The organism is Rhodococcus sp. ACPA4 (genome assembly GCF_002300185.1).
GTDB classification, from domain to species: Bacteria; Actinomycetota; Actinomycetes; order Mycobacteriales; family Mycobacteriaceae; genus Rhodococcus_F; species Rhodococcus_F globerula.
In genome coordinates this window covers 367,511-386,315 of sequence record NZ_NSDY01000001.1, presented here as the reverse complement: position 1 = coordinate 386,315, position 18,805 = coordinate 367,511, and the positions used below count along the sequence as shown (strand labels likewise).

Here is an 18,805-nt window from a genome sequence, read left to right as displayed (position 1 = left end):
CACAGCGACAAGCCACAGGTCTACCTCCGGAACCATCACCGCTACCTTCGGTTGCTTCAGCACCAACACTTCATGTGCGTAAAGAGTCCCTGTCATACCTCTCCAATCTGCACTCTTCGATCTACTGTCTCAACCACCTTCAGCAGTGGGACGAGGCCATTGAGTTGGCACGCGAGCTTTCGACGACACGTGATCGAATCCTCGGCAAGGAAGCCAGCGCTTCGATCGATGCGAAGCGTTGGTGGATCTGGATGTGCACCAAGACTGGCGACCTCGCACGAGCCTCAGACCTCGAGATCGAAATCGCCGATGTCTTGTACTCAACAGGCGACACCAAAGGGGCAGAACGAGCGGTCGCCACTGCGGTCTTCTACCAAGGTCGGTCACGCGATTCGAACGCAGATCAAGCTGCAAGCGCCGTAACGCAAGCCGCAGCAACAACAACCAATGCAACGAAGATCCGCTCGGTGATCAAGAAGGCTGCTCCACAAGTGTTCATGGCGGGAGTAGTTGCGACCTTCGAGGGCATTGTTGGCGGCATCTTCGACTAAGGGTCTGCGCACGCCAACAGCAAAAATTCACATGTATCGTTCCCAGCCATGAGCGCCATCAGCGATTTCCTCACCACTGACAACCGCTTGGTATGCAGCACGTCTGGATCGTAAGAAGACTGCGGCGGAGAAAGAGTTGCGCTGGGACGCCGCCCTCAAAGAGCATTGCGCGGACCTGATCGCCGCTGTTTGGGATGTCCACGACGTTCACAGGAAACAACGTCTCTTCCACAGCACCAATCCCTCCGGAGCCAAGATCAACCAACCTCGCCGAAGACACTTCTCTACTGCTGTCAAGACAGCTCAACGCCCACCTTGCGTTCGCACGTCTTCTGCTGGTCGCTCGAAAACCACTCGACGTCTTGGCTAACGAGTTTCAATTGTCCGTCTCCGACCTCGACGGACTGAACGTCCTAGATGACGGAGATTGGGAGACATACCTTCAAGCCTTTATGTCAGCGTATGGAAACTTCGTCGCAGCGAGCCGCTATCACCTCGGCGTCGACAAGTCGCTACCTGGAAGCCAGCCCGCCAACAGCTAGGAGAAGGTGCATGTTGAAAGATCAGCTCGACAAATGCCCCCTGGACGGCGACCTACCAGATGGAACCTGCAAGTACGTCGGTCGCGCCAATCGCCAGGGCTACGGCACACTCTGCACGCAGCATGACTATCGCTTCCGGACATACGGGAATCGATATGCCACTTCGCTGTCACCAAGAAGCAAAGAACCAACGTATGAAGCGATTTCGAACCGACGCGCTGCTGGGGACTTGAACAGGAACATCTAGCCGCGACACCAGTGTGTTCGTACACACGTTCGACAAATGCTATGGTCGCAATCGCAGCGGGACGTAGTTGAAGGGAAGCCTCTACGTCCCGCAGCTAGACATTCGGTCAGCCAGCCTTGCCGCTGCAACCTCTTTCGCAGTCTGAGATGCGCTCCAGAAGGCAGCCACCGTAGGAATGAGCGAACCCAACGCAAGTAGTCCTATGGTCGGCCAACCATAGCCTTTGGATGCAAACACTGCCGCCACAGCGAAGACTCCAACTGCAATTATCCAGCCAATTACCGCCAATACCCGGAAATTCCGACTACGACTCTTTCTCATATCCTTCGCTGGTCGTGTAGCGCCGCGAATTCGGTAGATCGGTACAATTGATGTTTCAACGTCATCGATCAGGTACTGAACGTCAAGATAGTCTCCCGGATTCAGGCAGTCTGCGGCGATCGAAGGTTGGACGTCTACTTTAGCGGACACCGCTACTTGGGGTACCACTCCTGCACTTTCGTTGATCGTCACCTGCAGAACCTGAACACCAGCAGGCAATGTTATGGTCTTGAGAAAATCAACGGACATAATCTCTTTGTTTCCAGTATTTTGGTACCTAATCGAGATCACTCGAGGATTTGCGACCGGCTTTCCCTTGACTGTAACTTCCACAATCCCGCTAATTAATGCCGTGTGTTTGGTCAATAAAAGTACGTCACTCAGAATTTCGTAGTCAAGTGTTTTCCGAGCCTTGTTCCAAACCGCGATCGTTACTGTAACCCCAATCGCGACTAACGCAATAACTATCGACACAGCCCCCCCAAGGGAAAGTTTGCCACCACTCCTGCTGTTTTTCATCCACCGCAAGATGATAGACGAAAAACCGCCCTCTCAGGCGGTCTTGAATCGCACCGGAGTTTCCGGGGACCTCATTCTTTGGGAAAGATGGAGTCATGTCGTCAGGAACGAACAAGAGGTACCCGCCCGAACTGCGTGAGCGGGCTGTGCGGATGGTCGCTGAAGTCCAACACGAGTACCCGTCGGAGTGGGCTGCGGTCGAATCCGTGGCCGACAAACTCGGTATCCGGAGAGCGCAAACCGACGCCGGCGAACGCCCCGGCGTGACGAGCGAAATGGCGGCGGAGATGCGCAAGCTTCGCGCTGAGAATCGGGAACTCAAGCGTGCCAACGAGATCCTGAAGTCGGCATCGGTTTTCAGGGTTTGTCATCAGTGCTCGGATCAACGACAAGGTGGTCAAGAAGGTCGGGAAGATCCGTATCGAGTCGGTCGCGGCGGTCTCGCGTGAGCAGCATCGCCTCGTGGATCCAGATCGTCTACGACAGAGGTGGCGAAATGACGAGACTTGAACCGTCAGCCCATCCATGTTGTAGATGTGGTGTGATATACGCCTATTAGCACTCTAACTACAGGTGGAGGCACGATGGGACTCTGGGATGACCCTGATGTTGGCCGGCAATGTGCCCATCTTCCAACGGCCTGCGGCAGTGATCGCCCACGAAGATCAGCGACTTGGTATGCGAGCTGGTGGGTTTGAGATCAGCGACTTGACCTCTAAGGCAAGGGAATACATGGACGGCGATGCTGGAGTAGGTGGATCAACCATCCCCCAGCAGTTGGTGAAGAACATCTTCCTCTGGCCTGGACGTAGCGCTATCCGTAAAGGACTCGAAGCAGTTAGGGCAACAGAGTTCAGCTACTCGATGTCAGATCAACGGATCTTGGAGCTGTATCTCAACTACGCACAGTTCGGTCCTGGCTTGTACGGGGTCTGCGCTGCGAGTTGGTACTACTTCAACCCCCCGCCCTGGTTCATGAGCGAGTACAACGCCAACCAACTATCAGGAGTACTGCCTCGACCTGCGTACATCGAACGTGCGGTAGACGGCGGAATCTACCTCGGCCCCGATGCTGATCAGCTGGCGATTGAGAAGGTGGACATAGCCGCGAGGTTCAACCCTGGCTCGATCGCTGCGCTTGGTGGATGGGAGGGCACCGTTGCAACCGTAGGGATTACGGACTCTGCACTCGACCACGCAGAAGAGCGCGGTGAAGATTCGTGCTCGACCATGCCCGACAGTGTGCTGAGCGATTGATCGCAGACGGATTCCGCTGAGGCTCACCCCGCGCTGGGGCATTCGGGCGGGAGAGGTCCAGTTCCGTCGAAGGGAACAAAGTTGTAGTCGCCTCCAGACGGCGGAATGTAGCCGAAAACGCTGAAACACGGCCGCAAAAGATCCTCAGCTGGGATCTCTTCCGCTCCTGGGGGTAGTACGTCGTAGTCAGCCTGAGTTGGGTACACCCGACAATCCACACCTGGAAAGTCGGGGAGATAGTGCTGGATACAAGCTTTTGCGAGATTTTGCATCACAACTGGATCAGTGGAGTCAGCTATGTAGGTGACGTGGGCACGCGCACGCGGGTAGACGCCCGATTCTCGGTAGTCCCGCACATTCGTTTCAATGAACCCCTCGTCACCGTCTTCTGGCACCGGAGCGCGCTCAATTCCGTTCGGCCAGGATCGGTTTACACCAGAGTTTTCATTCTGATCAGACGAACAAGCCACCCCAGACGAGAGCGCCAATCCGATCAACGCGAACGACGCGGCGAACCTGTAGCCAGTTGACCTACGCAACACTGCACTCCCTACTAGATGTGAAAATCTTGGAACGCTCAGAAGAACGTGTATCCCTGGCGTGTCACCGAGAAGCCTGTGTCGGTCGCATCATTGCGGCAGCTAACCCCGGTGTCCGCATCCATTGCGCACGTGAACCCCAGCACCTGTATCTGGCTTCCGTACGGGAAGATGTACGGCTGCAACTGATCACGGGTTTCCATCTTTGAAACGCCAGCGGTGATCGCGTAAACCGAGGTCTTCCCTGTCTTGTCTACGGAGATTGACGTCGCTGGAATCTGTCGATCCGATCCACCACCTAGAGGGACAAGCAATCCAGTGACGAGCGGCTCGCCTTGTGGGGCTGAGCAGTTCGCGCTGTCAGGGGTGATGTAGCACATGAAATTGCCACTAGGACTGGCAATTCGACAGACACCGTTGGACTCGCACATCCCTGGTGACACTCGCTGCTTGTCAAAGAGACCCGCACCAGACGCCGCCGTCGTCGTTGATCGAGACACTGTTGTCTCCACCACTTCGGTCACTGAGCTAGTCGTTGCACTCATCCCCGGTAAAGCCTGGCTCGATGAAGAAGGCGCAGATACCGCCTGATTCGCATCGGCATTGCCGCGGGTAAGCGCCACCACGACAACGGCGAGCGCCACTATCACCACAAGACAGACACCCAACGCAATGAACAGCGGGGTGTTGTTACGCGATGGTTGTTGAAAGGGCTGTTGCCCGCGTGGCGGTGCGGGATATCCCACGTCGGTTTCTCCTTGCAGAAAGTCTGGTCGTCAAACAGTAGGGCATAACCGACAAACGTGATTACGAGACACTCTGAATTAGCTGAGGCGACGCCTCGCTTCGCTGGTCGATGTAGTCGCGCCAGTACTCAGGACGTGGGCAGTAGTTGAAACGCAGGTTCGTCTCGGTGCCTGCTGTTTGGATTAGAAGATTGCCGTAACCACCAACGAACGCCAACGGTCCCCCGCGTTGCACGTTGAGGCCTTCGATCTCATTCCAATCGCAGTGTGTCTCGCTGCTGAAGAAGAGACTCCCCCCAGTTCTTGATCGTCACGCCGCTGTCATTGAGTGTCATTGAGTGTCATCGAGTGCAGGCTGTAGACGATGGCGGTTACTGCTGTGGCGATCAGGACCACTACGCCCATCAACTGGAGGATCGCAATCGGTGTCGTGTCCCGTGGATTCTGGGTGTGGGTCTTCCCACTCACGCATGCGCGCTAGAATCCTTCCACTGAACCTCTCCTCTTCACGTTTATCTTCCTCAGTGGAAGCTCGTGGTAGTTCCCCCATTACTTCCACTCCTCGACAACCACCGACCACTCACCGTTCCCTGAAACATCGAGGTAGTAGCCGCCAGATGCTTTGTACATCAACGTATCTCCACCTACGGGAGCCATCGTGACCTCAGGGATTCCGCCGTTCTTGTCGAGAGACTTACCCTCTGCCATTACATAGACGTTTACGAACGGGCTGTACTCACCGTTCACTGTGTAAGTGATCCGTTGCTTGGAGCTGTTCAGCTGGAAGATGTCACTGCGCTTGCTTGTCGATCCAGATAGCTCGATGACCCTGTGCCAGGACTTCTGTTGCGCGGGTGCTGATGTCGCAGTTTCAGTTGGAACTACGAGTCCAGTCGGTTGGTCGCCCTTTTGGGTGAACGATGCGACGGCGATGAAGGCGACGATTACTAGTAGAAAGACTACGAGGCGGCGGCGGTTCTTATTGGGTTGATCGTATGAACTCATATTGCATTGATTCCTGCTTATTTACTATGCAAATAACTATGAGCCAAACTAACGATAAATGCAATAGCGAAATGAGAGAACCTGTGGATAACTCAAATCAATCCGTGTAGAGGTCGTCTGCGAGAGCAGTCCATCCTCTCGGCGTAAGCCATGGCTCTCCCTTTGAATCTTCTACCGCCAGAGATTTCAGTATGTTCCGAGCGTCTGACCCCTCGTAGTACCCACTGCTCTTCACGGAAAATCCAACTTCGGCGCAAACCCTTGGAAGCAGGATGCCGTTATCGAAATCTACGTAGTCGGATGTGATGTCGATCATCGGCCCGTCTGACGCATCCTTCGCGGCGACCTCCAGACACACAACCATGCGGGGCGACGTCGTTATCAAGCTCAGGATGAGGTCGCCTTGACGATACGTCCGTTCCACCTTCCACAGATCCTTCTTGCCTGCACCGGATTTCAGATCATCGAGCGCCTTGTCCCACGGCGAACCTACGCACATGTAGAGCCGCGTACCGCGTTTGAGCCGTGGGGTCTTCCTGGGCCAGTCCGCGAACAAATCACCAGAAACCGTCATCAGCAAATCTCCCTCTCGTGATACAGCAGAATCCTGTGGCCTAGTTTGCTTCGTCACTTGAGGTCAGCAGTACTTCTCGTACTCAATCGCTGCATTATTCTTGGTCCAAGTGCTGTTCGCATCGGTGAGCATGTCAAAGCGCAGCTGTGCGCACTTCGACTCCGAGTACTTCACCACACGCGTGTTGCCTGTCTCAGGCTTCTCGTCGGACCCGCTGATCGCGTTCACACAAGATGTGAATAGCCACAGACATAGCAGTACGAACAGAACAATCCCCAGGACAGTTGGAAAGCCCGACCACCACTTGGTCTTGCCGGTATTCGCGTTGGCCATGGAATCCTCTTCCCCCTAAGTTACTTACTTGACTGAGATCTCGCACTCAGGAGGGGAAGCGTTACAGCTCGTTACTTGTCGCCCACTCCAGGGTTCGGCACCACTGGCAATTCCCTGGCCCGATCGCGTGCCGACTGCCGCGCAGCCTTCAGAGTTGGGAAGAAACTGTTGTGCGCGTTGGCATCCAGGTTGAGAGGAACGTCCAGGCTTGAGATGAGCTGATGCTCCAACACCCAAGGCTCGGGGTTCAGAACCCAGGACACCAATGCGTTCTCAGCCATCCACTCGGACAAGACCTTCTCACCCGCAACGAATGTCAGCCGTTTGCCCGAACCAACCAGACGTAGCTCGATGCCCAGTTGATCGGACAGTAAGCACCCGAGGGTCAACCGCAACGTCGAACCAGCAGCATTGCCCCTGTAGTGAGTCTTGATGCGAGTGCGGATGCTCTGCTTGCTCGGTGCTTTTCCATTAGTCGGAGGTGCTGATGGACTGATCCCCGCGTACAGCAAGGTCAGCCCGTCCTTCTTCGCACACCCTGATGTGTTGATGTCAGCGGGTAACTCTCGGAACCACCAGCCGTAAACACCAGGAGTAGCCGGCACGGGCATGGACTCGTTAGAACCTGAGCACGAGTGTGTGGAGATGCTGCCAGGTAAAGGGCGCTTTCATCCACGGCGTTGTCGGTGGTGGAGATCAGGTCCATAGCGAGAATGTTCGCATGGTGGTCTGACAGTGAAGGACGACCGGTCGGATCTGCTTAGATCAGCGAGTGACCCTTGAGAGCGTCGACAAAGATCCCGACTTGCGGAAGTCGAGTGATCTCGAACCGATTAACAGATCTTGGGTGCCGTGGGTCCTTGTAATACTCGGCGGGGTCATCGGAATCGTGCTCGCAGTGGTGGCCGGATTGCTTGGGTTCACACTGTTCGGCTGGATTGCCGGAGAAAACGAGAGCGAGACCAAGGCTGCATCGGCCGGAGCATGGGCCAGTGCAGTTGGTGCCACGGCCCTTGCCCTCGCGTCGGTCTGGTTGGCTGTGCAGGCCAACGGCCAGGCACGGGAAGCAGAACAGCGGGCGAAGGAAGAGGCTGCCCTCACAGCTCGGCGGCACCAGGACGAAATCGATGCTGCTGAGAAACGCTTGCAGGTCCAGCTTGATGCCGCCGAAGCCCAGAACGAGCGCGACGCTGAAGCGGCTGGAGAACGGCACCGTGAACAGATGGACACCCAGAAGGCCCGCTACGAGGCAGACGTCGCCAGGATCGCAAAAGAATCCCGCGACCGGCAGCGTGAGGAGGTTCGCAAGCGCGAGTACAACTCCGCTCAGGCAATACTTGTCGCTCTCGGCAAGTTCATCGCGGACGTTTACAACCACGTTCGAGTGATCGAAACAAGCGACGGCATCACTAAGGACATAGGGAATTCGAAGACTATGTCCGATTCCGACAAGACTCGGTACACCGTCCAGATGATCATCCGTAACGAGACCAGTCAGATGGCACTGCTGGGCACGGTGAACGACTGCATGATGACTGTCCGCACTGCGATGTTCCAGATCACTAGTCCCGAACTCGTCGTGGCGGTGTCGAGCGTATTTGAGAACATGCAAGAAGCAGCGAAGTGCTTCACCACGGCCGACCAAGACAACGACTGGGAGGAAGCCGTACGCAAGACCAACGATGCGAACGAAGCAGGAATGAAGCTCCAAAAGAAGGCCGCCTACCGATTCTTCGCCGATGATAGTGAGATCCCGAGTGAGCTTCCTATCGAGTACGCGATTCAGCCCGAGCGTCGCAAATCGACCGATCCCGCCGAGAAACCCTCAAAGCCGTGATTCCGTTGGCACCCAATAAGTCGCACACATCAGTTCGGTCGTCATAGAACACCGACACACCCAGCTCTTTACACTTCGCCAGTTTCAATGCAGGGGACTCGCGCGGGTGATCGAATTGAACTTCGTAGACGCAGATCTCGTTGCTAAAGCCAAGCTGTCGAACGTCATCGTCCACCGTTCCTGCCGTTCGCTGGCGACCCGTACCCCACCCCACTACGAGTCTTCACTTCGACGAACACAATCCGATCATCAACCGTCGCAATAACATCCAACTCGCCGTACCGACACCGCCAATTCCGTTCGACAATCTCCAAACCCGCACCGATCAGGAACTCCGCGGCCACATCCTCGCCGCGCGCCCCCAACGCCATATTCCCCGCCATCACAGCCCCACCGTTCCGGTCCCGCGCGCCCGCCCATGCAAAACGCGTCCCACCCGTCACAGTGCCCCACCCACACCACACCCCGACAAAAAGAAAACCCACCTGTTGATAACTCGAGACCTGTGGAATTCAGCAGAACAGGCGGCATACCGGCAATATTCCGATTCCCACCAAAACTGGACGGCGGTCCAGTAGAACTGGTTATAGTTTTTGCTCGAACCTACAAGACCGCTGCAACCCGCTGAATGGAGTTCTACATGTCACGCCGCTCACTACGCCACGCAGTAGCGACCACTACGTCTCTCGTCCTCCTCGCCGCCGGCGTCACTGTCGGACTCGGAGCATCGGTGGCACAAGCCGCACCCGCATGCGCGCTCAGCCAGTCGGTCACCGACAACTGGCCCGGCTCCTTCTGGACGGACTACACCGTCAGCAAGGAGGTTGTCGGCGACGGCACCGTCGCACCGGGTCAGACAGTCACCTACATCACCAAGGTGTCCGGCTCGGGAGCACTCGTCAACGAGATCCGCGATTTCCACCCGGCAGGATTCCAGTTGGTCAAGGCTCGCCTTAACGTCAAATGGCTTATCGGAAACCAACAGTGGGAAGATGTCACAGGCACAGCCGTCGTCAACGGTACTTCCGTAGTTGCCAAGGGCGGCGGGTGGACGACGGCCGGCGGCGGCGTCATCGCTCTGGAAACCACCTACAAGGTTCCCGATAATGCCACGGTCGGCAGCAAGCTCGACAGCGGCGCCGGCACCAACATCGTGCTCGCGGCCGGCGACTGGAACATCAACCCGATGGGCGTGTGCGTCACAATCCGGCAGCCGAATCCTGTCGAGGCCGGCGCCGGCAGCCTCGAGGATATGGGCTTCGGTTCAGTGAACACCGGATCGGGCCAGGTATTCGGCTCCCTCACCGATCCGCAGGGGTCGATGACTAACGTCATCGGCGGAGTCCTGGGCAATGTGATCGGCAATTTGAGCTAACTCAGTTCGGGGAAGGAAATGGGCAGAGCCGCCAGCGCATGCTGGTAGCTCTGCCCATTTCTACGTTGATGCCCATTTCGACATTGAACTGTGGCCTGGATTCGCCCGGTCATGTGCGGCGTCGCCCCTATTCTCGACAGATGACAAAACCGCGAATGCGCCATTTCGCCCAAGCTGCCGTCGTCGCAGCTTCAGTTGCAGCAGTTTCCCTCGGCGGCGCCGCGCTCGCGCAGGCCCAGGACGAGTGGCCGCCGATTCCTCCGTACCCGAGTCCGTCGGTACCGTTCGAGGCTTCGAACTTCCTGACCCCCGAGAACCCGAATTACTGGAATCCGTTCGTGAATCAAGACCGGCTCACCTCGCCGTTCGGCACCAGCACACGCATTGTGTGCACGGCATTTCACGGAGTTCTGACCGGATGCTGGCAGGCCGATCAGTACGGTAATCCGCACAAATTGATTCGCCTCCAAGCCAATGTGCCCAACGTGTCCGGATCCGGTCTCCCCGGCGGTGGACCAGGCCACTTCGTATACCCGGGCTTCATTCCCGGCAGCTGACGATAAAACTCACCTTCGAATATCTGTTCGAAGGGTGCTAGCCTGAGACCAGGACGTATCGACGAGCACATCGAGGACCGCCATGGACGAAACAACGGACGCAACCTGCGAGTTGGCGCGGCTGGTCGAGGAGTTGACAGTGCTGGACCAGCGCCGCGTCGACATCGGCGAGAGCTTGGTCCACCTCGAGTACGTCTATTCACACGCGGGGGCAGAGCATCAGGCTGCAGCGGCCCGAAAAGCCTTCCAGGAGAAGTACGTCGGCCGCATCTACGAGCTTGCCGACGGCCTTCGGACCTGAAAATAGGTTGCGCACACCGCCTCTCGGCGCGCATGGTTGATCCCGCACACCACAAGGACCAGCAGGTCCTCGACGTGCACTATGTGGGAGAAAACTGATGGAGAAGATCACCGAAAGGCTGTGGAACTGGGCATCGATACTCGACGAGAAAACTCGCGAGCAAGCGTTGCGCACGTCCCAGATGCCTTTTGTCCGTCCACATCTGGCATTGATGCCTGATGCGCACCTCGGTGCGGGTGCGACGGTGGGTTCGGTCATCCCGACGGAAGGCGCGATCATGCCTGCCGCCGTCGGCGTGGATATCGGCTGCGGAATGATCGCAGTCAAAACCCAGTACAACGCTCAGGACCTGACCGGTCGCGATCTGAGCGCACTTCGCCACAGCATCGAACGCTCGGTCCCCCTGTCCGCGGGTGTCTACAACAAGTCACTGACCGCGACGGCGCAAACCCGTATCGCAGAGCTCGAGGTGATGGCCGGCGATCGCCTGCCCTTCTACGACAAGTTCAAGAACAACTGGCGTTTCCAGCTGGGAACGCTGGGGTCGGGCAATCACTTCATCGAGGTCACCCTCGACGAAAATGACAACGTGTGGCTGTTCCTGCACTCGGGTAGCCGCGGTGTCGGCAACAAGATCGCACAGCACCACATCAAGGTCGCGCAAGAACTGTGCGCCCGTTGGCACATCGACCTCCCCGACCGGGATCTTGCCTACCTGGTCGAGAAGACACCCGAATTCGACTGCTACATCACCGATCTGAACTGGGCGCAGCATTTTGCTCTGCTGAACCGGGAGGAGATGATGGATCGGGTAGTGAAGGACTTCGCGTACTTCATGGGCGACGGCGTTCCGGCAGTCGTGGAGGAACTCGAGAGGATCAACTGCCACCACAACTTCACCCAGAAGGAATTCCACATGGGTCGCGGTGTGTGGTTGAGCAGGAAGGGTGCAATCAAGGCCGACGTTGGCGTGCCAGGACTCATCCCCGGGTCGATGGGAACGGCCAGCTACGTCGTGGTCGGCAAGGGCAATGTGCCATCGTTCAAGTCCAGCCCGCACGGCGCCGGTCGTGTCTACGCCAGGAACAAGGCAAGGCGGACGTTCACGATCGACGATCTCGACAAGGCCATGGTCGGCATCGAGTACAAGCGTTCGAAGGCGTTTCTCGACGAGATTCCGCGAGCGTACAAGGACATCGACGTCGTGATGGACGATGCCAAGGACTTGGTGGAAATCCGTCACACGCTGCGTCAGATCGTCAATGTGAAGGGCGATTGACCCGAATAATGCACAATGATGGCCCCGCCGAAAATCGGCGAGGCCGTCATTGTGCGCAAAAGTCCATGTGAGCCAAGCTCAGTCCGGCAGGCGCAGATCCGGCTTGTCCAGCTCTTCGATGTTGACGTCCTTGAACGTCACGACGCGCACGTATTTCACGAATCGCGCGGGGCGGTACATGTCCCACACCCACGCGTCGGACATCCGCAGTTCGAAGTAGATCTCGCCATCCGAATTATGGGGCAGCAACTCGACCGTGTTGGCGAGATAGAAACGTCGTTCGGTCTCCACGACGTAGGAGAACTGTCCGACGATGTCCCGGTATTCGCGGTAGAGCGACAGCTCCATCTCGGTTTCGTACTTCTCGAGATCCTCGGCACTCATCGGTTTAGCCAGTCCTCCCAGTTCGTCTGAACCTTCATCATCCCGTATGCCCCGCACGCTGCTCCACCCGGAGTCCCGCAGCAACAACATTGGCGTATGTCATGCGGTGCTCCGGGCACGGACCCAACTCGTCGAGCGCGTCCATGTGCACGGGTGTGCTGTATCCCTTGTGGATCGCAAAGCCGTATCCGGGATGGGTGCCGTCCATCTCTTCCATGACGTGATCGCGCGTCACTTTGGCGAGCACGCTGGCGGCGGCAATGCACGCGGCTGCGGCATCACCACCGATAACAGGCAGCGACGGCGCGGGCAGGCCGGGAACTCGAAACCCGTCGGTGAGCACATATCCGGGTGGAGTCTCGAGGCCGGCGACAGCGCGTCGCATCCCTTCTATGTTGGCGACGTGGATGCCGATCCGATCGATTTCCTCGGCTTCGACAGAAATGACACTCCAGGACAATGCCAGCCGTTTGATCTTCGGAAAGAGTTCTTCGCGGGCACGTTCGGTGAGCTTCTTCGAATCGTCGAGACGAGCAAGGGCCACATGCGGTTTCGGCGCCAGAACACACGCCGCGATGACCAGTGGGCCGGCGCACGCACCGCGTCCGGCTTCGTCGACACCGGCAACCGGACCCATCCCCGTTCGATACAGCGCAGACTCCATCGTTCGCAAACCTGTTGATCTGCGAATGACCACTCGGGGTGGCCAAGTACTCGAACTACTCACGGTGTTCTGCACTCAATTGCTTTGGGGATCAGGTGAACTGATGCTACCCATCCGTGAAGGCGGGAGAACGATGAAGCGTGCCTGACCGATGATGTTGTCGAGCGGGATCGTCCCCTGGAGCTCGTCCTGCACATGGGCGCGCGAATCGGCGGAATTGCTCCGGTTGTCGCCCATCACCCACACGTGTCCCTCGGGCACGGTGACGGGAGCAAAGCATCGGCCGGATTGAACAGCGGTTTGGCAATCCTGGACGCCGGGAGTGAACGGGTAGTCCATCTTGACGTAGGGCTCGTCGAGCGGTTTGCCGTCCACGAGGACTCGACCCTGTTCGTCACAGCACTCGACGGTTTGTCCGCCGGTGGCGATGACGCGCTTGACCAAGTCGTTCTCGTCGGGCGGGACCAGGCCGACCCACGAGCCGACCTCCTGGATTCCGCGCATCACGACGTTGTCCGACCGCGTGGAGGTGTAGTGGGTGTTCCACGAATCGGGGCCCTTGAAGACGACTACGTCGCCGGGCTGCGGATCGCCGAAGCGGTATCCGATCTTTTCCACCACGATGCGGTCACCGGTACATCCTGCACAGCCGTGCAGGGTCGGCTCCATCGACTCGGACGGAATGAGGAAAACGCGAAAGACGAATGCTTGTAAAACGATGCTGAGAACCAGCGCCACCCCGATCAGTATCGGGAGTTCCCGGAAGAACGATCGTTGTTTCTTGGGTGAGCGGTGTGATGTCTGTGGTCGAGGAGTGTTCAGTTCCTCGGGATTACCTGTTCCATCCTGATTCTCGGGTCCGGACGACAATGCCTGCTCCTTCGAAGAATCTGCCACAGAAACAGATTAGCCCGACACCGCGCGTACGCGGTGCCGGGCCAATAAGAAAGATCAGCGCTTTTCCTTGATCTTTGCCTTCTTGCCGCGCAGCTCGCGCAGGTAGTACAGCTTCGCGCGACGAACGTCACCGCGGGTCAGAACCTCGATGGAGGCCAGCGTGGGGCTGTGAACCGGGAACGTACGCTCGACACCGACGCCGAAGGAAACCTTGCGGACGGTGAAGGTTTCGCGAACGCCGCCACCCTGACGACGAATAACGACGCCCTTGAAGACCTGCACGCGCTCCTTCGAGCCTTCGATAACCTTGACGTTCACGTTGAGCGTGTCGCCGGGGCGGAAGTCAGGAATGTCGTCGCGCAGCGACTTCTTATCCAGGAAGTCCAAAGTGTTCATGTGTCATCCTTGCATTTCGCAGGAGCAGAGGAACCGAGCGGCGACGCTTCGGTAAGCCCGATACGACGCTCGACTGGTTCGTGCCCAGATCAAGTACTGCTGCCTGGTCCAGGCAACCCGTCCATTGTGCCAGACGCGGACAGCAAGGGCGAAACCGGAGGCGGCGGAGCCGGTTGAATTGTGTGGTCGAGTTCCTCCTCCGCCGCAGCCATCGCATGTTCGACGCTCGGCGACCCGGCGATCAGATCCTGGACGTAGATCTTGGCCCGGATAACGGGGCGTCGCCATTTTCGTTCACGTTCGAGCGCCCGTTTCATTCGTTTCGGTTTGCGGGTGTACCGCCACCGCGCCCACGGCGCACCGGGCCTACTGAGTCTGATCGCTCCGATGATCAGCAGTGGGAGGACAAACAATCCGACGAGACCCGTCCAGATCTTGCCTTTGAGAATCACGATCGCGGCCAGGCCGAAGTTGATCAGAGCGACAAACACGAAGGCCAATCTGATCCAGGGGTTTCTTTCCTCGCGGAAGCCGGCCAAGTCCAGCAGCTCTAGCGGACGGAAGCCGAGCAGAACGAGGCCTGTCACCGCGATGGCGACAAAAACCGCGTCGACCGACGTCCTGCCCTGCTCCGACCAGTAGACGTCCTTCAAATAGAAGATGAGCGCAAACTCGTCGAGCACCAACGCGGCGCCCATCCCGAAGATCGCGGCGAGGACGGCGCCAGTGGTTTGGGAGCCGTCCACGTAGACCGCGATCAGTGCGCCGCCCGAGGCGATCATGGCAACAACGCCGAAGACCACGTGGTGAACGTGCTGACCACCCGGAGTGATGTTGCCCGGCCACCACTTCACCTGCGCGCGGATCATTCGCACGCTGAGCCGAATGAACAGGAACGCAGCGAGAAACCCGAGAAGAAAGAACAACAGCGGCAGTCGGCCGTGGGCGACGATCTCGCGGTCGAGCCACTCGCCCATTACTGCCCTCACTCCACGAAGTCCCCCGACCCGGTCTGCTCAATTGTGACAAACCAGGCGGGGTGGATCATTCGAACCCTCTTATTTGCCGAATCCCGCATTGCGCAAGGCATCGGCCATCGACCCGGACGCCGGCGCCCGGTTGTCCGGGCGCTTGTCCCGACCGCCCTGCTGCTGGCCACCGCCGCGGCGCTGCTGCTGCCCGCCCTGACCCTGACCCTGCCCCTGACCTTGACGTGGGTTCTGCCCACCGCGAGGACCGTCGGACTTTCGCGGCGGCGCACCGACCTCGTCGTCGAGTCGCAGTGTCAGCGCGATGCGCTGGCGAGCCTCGTCGACCTCGAGAACCTTGACCTTGACGACGTCACCCGACTTCACCACTTCCCGCGGGTCCTTGACGAAGCTGTGCGACATCGCGGAGACGTGGACCAATCCGTCCTGGTGTACTCCCACATCGACGAAGGCACCGAAGGCGGCGACGTTGGTGACTACGCCTTCGAGCACCATTCCGGGCTTGAGGTGTGCGACCTTCTCGATGCCGGCGGCAAAGGTGGCCGTCTTGAACTCCGGACGCGGATCACGGCCCGGCTTCTCGAGTTCGGCGATGATGTCCGTGACAGTGGGAAGGCCGAAGCGGTCGTCGACAAAATCTGCGGCGCGCACCGAGCGCAACGCCGTCGCATTGCCGATGACACTACTGACGTCACCACCTGCGCTCGCGACGATCTTGCGGACGACGGGATACGCCTCGGGGTGCACACTCGACGCATCGAGCGGGTCGTCACCGTCGGCGATGCGGAGGAAGCCCGCGCACTGCTCGAACGCCTTGGGTCCCAACCGCGAGACGTCCTTGAGTGCCTTGCGCGTTCGGAACGGACCATTCTGATCTCGATGCGACACAATGCTTTCCGCCAGCGAACCGGCAATACCCGAGACACGGGCCAGCAGCGGGACCGACGCCGTGTTCACGTCGACACCCACCGAGTTCACAGCATCCTCGACTACGGCGTTGAGTGAACGAGAGAGGAGCGATTCGGTGATGTCGTGCTGGTACTGGCCGACGCCGATGGACTTCGGGTCGATCTTCACCAGTTCGGCGAGGGGATCCTGGAGGCGACGCGCGATGGAGACGGCTCCGCGGATGGACACGTCGAGGTCCGGCAATTCCGCAGATGCGTATGCCGACGCCGAGTACACGGACGCACCGGCTTCGGAGACAACGATCTTGGTGAGGTTGGTGGCGCCGGACTTGGTGATCAGGTCGCCGGCCAGCGTATCGGTCTCACGTGACGCGGTGCCGTTGCCGATGGCGATCAATTCGACGCCGTGCTTGGCGACCAAGCTCGCCAGTGTGGCCAGAGCAGCGTCTCGCTTGTTGTGGGGCTGATGCGGGTAGATGGTCTCGTACGCAACCACCTTGCCCGTACCGTCGACGACGGCAACCTTTGTGCCCGTTCGGAATCCGGGGTCGAGACCCATGGTCGGACGAGCGCCGGCCGGCGCTGCCAGCAGAAGGTCCTTGAGGTTGGTCGCGAACACGTCGACGGCGTCCTTCTCCGCAGACTGGCGCAGGCGCATCCGGACGTCGACGCCGAGGGTGACTGCAAACTTGGTCCGCCACGCCCATCGAACGGTGTCGAGGAGCCAGCCGTCGGCTGCGCGTCCACGATCCGCAATGTCGAACCGGGTTGCGATGCGGCCTTCGTAGACCGTCCGCTCCCCCGGTGCGAGTTCCGCGGTATCGGGTGCCATCGTCACCGACAGCACTTCTTCCTTCTCGCCGCGCAGTACCGCGAGGATTCGGTGGGACGGAAGTTTTGCGAAGGGTTCGGAGAACTCGAAGTAGTCAGCAAACTTCGAGCCATCGGTTTCCTTGCCCTTACGAACCGCGGAAACAACCTGTCCGCGGGTCCACATCAACTCGCGCAATTCACCGACGAGATCGGCATCTTCGGCAAAGCGCTCGACCAGGATCGATCGCGCACCGTCGAGTTGTTCCTCCGAATACTGCGCAGGATCGGTGGTGGGATCCCCGATGAGCGCATCCGCCACGGGCTCGTGGCCGGCCTCGCGAGCGATCTGCGCCTTGGTGCGGCGCTTCTTCTTGAACGGCAGGTAAATGTCTTCTAGCCGCGCTTTTGTGTCGGCAAGCATGATCTGACCGCGCAAGGCGTCGTCGAGTTTTCCTTGGGATTCGATCTCGGCCAGAACCGCGTCGCGACGCTCGTCGAGTTCGCGGAGGTAGCGCAGCCGCTCCTCGAGAAGTCTCAATTGAGCGTCGTCGAGAGTGCCGGTGACTTCTTTTCGATACCGGGCGATAAAGGGCACGGTGGCCCCGCCGTCCAACAGGTCTACGGCCGCAGCCACCTGCCCTTCGCGGACGTCGAGTTCCTCGGCAATGCGCTGGTTCACGGTCTTGAGAATCACGAGAACCGAGCCTACCGCTATCCTGGAACAAGAAGACCGGCAGACAGCGCCGTGTCCGGAGTCCGGGGGAAATTGATGACTGCGCGGTTCGTCCGGGTTATCGCAATGATTGCCGCAGTTACTTGTGCGGCATCATGCAGCGCGGCCGCAAACCAGGCAGCATCCACCGAGACCTCCCCCTTCCCTGATACAAACGTGCCGCTCGCGCAGGCCCTTGACGTGCGACTCGAACAGGCCCGTACTGCCGCACTTGATCGCGGCGCAGAGGCGTCGATTGCCGTCTTCGACCGCACCACGAACAACTATCTCGAGGTGGGCGGCGATCAGCAGATCGAAACAGCCTCGGTAGCAAAGCTTTTCATCGCCGAGGATCTGCTCTATCAAGATTCGCGTGACGAACGCCCACTCGGCGACGACGACCGCGCCCTCATGGTTGCCATGCTCGAATCTTCCGATGACACTGCCGCCAATCTCCTGTGGGACGCTGCCGGCGGCTCCGACCTCGTGAACCGCGTCGCGCAACGCTACTCGTTGACCTCCACCACCGCGCCATACGACGGTTTGTGGTGGAACACCGAAACTACGGCGCGCGATCTGATCACGTTCTACGACGGAGTCCTCGACGACACCGCAGGGCTGGGGGCGGACCGGATCAATCTGATCGTCGACCACCTCCGCGAATCCACGGCGACTGCCGCCGACGGCTACGACCAACGCTTCGGCCTCCCGGACGCTCTCTTCAACGAACCGGTGCTTGCCGTCAAACAGGGATGGATGTGTTGTGTCAGCGACCAGTGGGTCCATCTGACCACCGGCATCGTCGGCGAGGACAACCGATTCATCGTGACTGTCACCACGCGCGAGGATATTCAGTATCAGGACGACGACAACTACGGACTCATCCCGGATACCTCGATGACAGACGCCACCAACGACGAGAGTGCGCTCCACGCCCGCGACACCATCACGGGCGTAGCGCAGATCATTTTCCCCGACGGCACGGTGGACGAATGGTCGCCCTCCACACCCACAACCGAAAAGCCCGTTCAGGAAGCGTCCGGGCCCTAGAAGTCTTAC

At 58.8% G+C, this 18,805-nt stretch carries 21 protein-coding genes and 2 pseudogenes; 9 read left to right on the top strand and 14 right to left on the bottom strand.

The window, feature by feature from the left end; all coding sequences use genetic code 11:
- Positions 1–164 precede the first annotated feature (164 nt).
- On the top strand, positions 165–551 hold the full coding sequence (locus tag CJ178_RS01810; RefSeq protein ID WP_179300706.1) for a hypothetical protein: 387 nt from the start codon (positions 165–167) through the stop codon (positions 549–551).
- A gap of 870 nt (positions 552–1,421) precedes the next feature.
- Here CJ178_RS01810 and CJ178_RS01800 read toward each other — a convergent pair.
- Entirely contained in the window at positions 1,422–2,180 is a 759-nt protein-coding gene (locus tag CJ178_RS01800; RefSeq protein WP_095885981.1) for a hypothetical protein, read from the bottom strand.
- Between the two features lie 95 nt (positions 2,181–2,275).
- Between CJ178_RS01800 and CJ178_RS01795 the strand changes: the two are divergent.
- Together CJ178_RS01795 and CJ178_RS01790 are read left to right on the top strand one after the other, a co-directional pair.
- Positions 2,276–2,539 (top strand): annotated as a pseudogene (locus tag CJ178_RS01795) (transposase); the annotation flags it as partial.
- A 238-nt stretch (positions 2,540–2,777) separates the two neighbouring features.
- Positions 2,778–3,437, top strand: a complete 660-nt coding sequence (locus CJ178_RS01790) for a transglycosylase domain-containing protein (RefSeq protein WP_095885979.1) — start codon at positions 2,778–2,780, stop codon at positions 3,435–3,437.
- Positions 3,438–4,014: 577 nt separating this feature from the next.
- Here CJ178_RS01790 and CJ178_RS32410 read toward each other — a convergent pair.
- The 6 genes from CJ178_RS32410 to CJ178_RS01760 form a co-directional block, all read right to left on the bottom strand.
- Positions 4,015–4,722, bottom strand: a complete 708-nt coding sequence (locus CJ178_RS32410) for a hypothetical protein (RefSeq protein ID WP_143547488.1) — start codon at positions 4,720–4,722, stop codon at positions 4,015–4,017.
- 321 nt (positions 4,723–5,043) lie between these two features.
- Positions 5,044–5,190 (bottom strand): hypothetical protein, encoded by a 147-nt coding sequence (locus tag CJ178_RS32620; protein WP_179300705.1) that lies wholly within the window; start codon positions 5,188–5,190, stop codon positions 5,044–5,046.
- A gap of 81 nt (positions 5,191–5,271) precedes the next feature.
- A complete protein-coding gene (locus CJ178_RS01775) occupies positions 5,272–5,727 on the bottom strand; it encodes a hypothetical protein (RefSeq protein WP_095885976.1) in 456 nt (151 codons plus the stop codon).
- A 97-nt stretch (positions 5,728–5,824) separates the two neighbouring features.
- A complete protein-coding gene (locus tag CJ178_RS01770) occupies positions 5,825–6,301 on the bottom strand; it encodes a hypothetical protein (RefSeq protein WP_095885975.1) in 477 nt (158 codons plus the stop codon).
- A 63-nt stretch (positions 6,302–6,364) separates the two neighbouring features.
- Positions 6,365–6,634, bottom strand: coding sequence for a hypothetical protein (locus tag CJ178_RS01765; RefSeq protein WP_095885974.1), 270 nt, complete (start codon positions 6,632–6,634; stop codon positions 6,365–6,367).
- A 71-nt stretch (positions 6,635–6,705) separates the two neighbouring features.
- On the bottom strand, positions 6,706–7,245 hold the full coding sequence (locus CJ178_RS01760; protein ID WP_257012974.1) for a GIY-YIG nuclease family protein: 540 nt from the start codon (positions 7,243–7,245) through the stop codon (positions 6,706–6,708).
- Positions 7,246–7,406: 161 nt separating this feature from the next.
- On the opposite strand from CJ178_RS01760, the gene CJ178_RS01755 reads away from it, so the two are divergent.
- Entirely contained in the window at positions 7,407–8,471 is a 1,065-nt protein-coding gene (locus CJ178_RS01755) for a hypothetical protein (RefSeq protein ID WP_095885973.1), read from the top strand.
- 188 nt (positions 8,472–8,659) lie between these two features.
- On the opposite strand, the pseudogene CJ178_RS01750 reads toward CJ178_RS01755, so the two are convergent.
- Positions 8,660–8,854, bottom strand: a pseudogene (locus tag CJ178_RS01750) (YraN family protein); the annotation flags it as partial.
- 257 nt (positions 8,855–9,111) lie between these two features.
- Here CJ178_RS01750 and CJ178_RS01745 point away from each other — a divergent pair.
- The 4 genes from CJ178_RS01745 (at position 9,112) to CJ178_RS01730 (ending at position 11,983) form a co-directional block, all read left to right on the top strand.
- Positions 9,112–9,846: a hypothetical protein gene (locus CJ178_RS01745; RefSeq protein ID WP_095887785.1), complete on the top strand. Its 735-nt coding sequence runs from the start codon at positions 9,112–9,114 to the stop codon at positions 9,844–9,846.
- A gap of 140 nt (positions 9,847–9,986) precedes the next feature.
- Positions 9,987–10,403 carry a hypothetical protein gene (locus CJ178_RS01740; RefSeq protein WP_257012973.1) on the top strand — a complete coding sequence of 139 codons (417 nt, stop codon included), beginning with the start codon at positions 9,987–9,989 and terminating at the stop codon, positions 10,401–10,403.
- Between the two features lie 82 nt (positions 10,404–10,485).
- Entirely contained in the window at positions 10,486–10,704 is a 219-nt protein-coding gene (locus CJ178_RS01735) for a hypothetical protein (RefSeq protein WP_095885971.1), read from the top strand.
- 97 nt (positions 10,705–10,801) lie between these two features.
- Entirely contained in the window at positions 10,802–11,983 is a 1,182-nt protein-coding gene (locus CJ178_RS01730) for an RtcB family protein (protein ID WP_095885970.1), read from the top strand.
- Between the two features lie 78 nt (positions 11,984–12,061).
- Here CJ178_RS01730 and CJ178_RS01725 read toward each other — a convergent pair whose 3' ends face one another.
- The 6 genes from CJ178_RS01725 to CJ178_RS01700 form a co-directional block, all read right to left on the bottom strand.
- A complete protein-coding gene (locus CJ178_RS01725; protein ID WP_003942715.1) occupies positions 12,062–12,367 on the bottom strand; it encodes a DUF2469 domain-containing protein in 306 nt (101 codons plus the stop codon).
- Positions 12,368–12,404: 37 nt separating this feature from the next.
- Positions 12,405–13,094: a ribonuclease HII gene (locus CJ178_RS01720; RefSeq protein ID WP_095887784.1), complete on the bottom strand. Its 690-nt coding sequence runs from the start codon at positions 13,092–13,094 to the stop codon at positions 12,405–12,407.
- A gap of 12 nt (positions 13,095–13,106) precedes the next feature.
- Positions 13,107–13,853, bottom strand: coding sequence for a signal peptidase I (lepB, locus tag CJ178_RS01715; RefSeq protein ID WP_257013336.1), 747 nt, complete (start codon positions 13,851–13,853; stop codon positions 13,107–13,109).
- Between the two features lie 129 nt (positions 13,854–13,982).
- Positions 13,983–14,324 carry a 50S ribosomal protein L19 gene (gene rplS, locus CJ178_RS01710; RefSeq protein ID WP_033236539.1) on the bottom strand — a complete coding sequence of 114 codons (342 nt, stop codon included), beginning with the start codon at positions 14,322–14,324 and terminating at the stop codon, positions 13,983–13,985.
- Positions 14,325–14,413: 89 nt separating this feature from the next.
- On the bottom strand, positions 14,414–15,301 hold the full coding sequence (locus tag CJ178_RS01705) for a hypothetical protein (RefSeq protein WP_033236540.1): 888 nt from the start codon (positions 15,299–15,301) through the stop codon (positions 14,414–14,416).
- 81 nt (positions 15,302–15,382) lie between these two features.
- A complete protein-coding gene (locus CJ178_RS01700; RefSeq protein WP_095885968.1) occupies positions 15,383–17,728 on the bottom strand; it encodes a Tex family protein in 2,346 nt (781 codons plus the stop codon).
- A 75-nt stretch (positions 17,729–17,803) separates the two neighbouring features.
- Here CJ178_RS01700 and CJ178_RS01695 point away from each other — a divergent pair, with 75 nt between their 5' ends.
- Entirely contained in the window at positions 17,804–18,796 is a 993-nt protein-coding gene (locus tag CJ178_RS01695; protein ID WP_033236542.1) for a serine hydrolase, read from the top strand.
- Positions 18,797–18,805 lie beyond the last annotated feature (9 nt).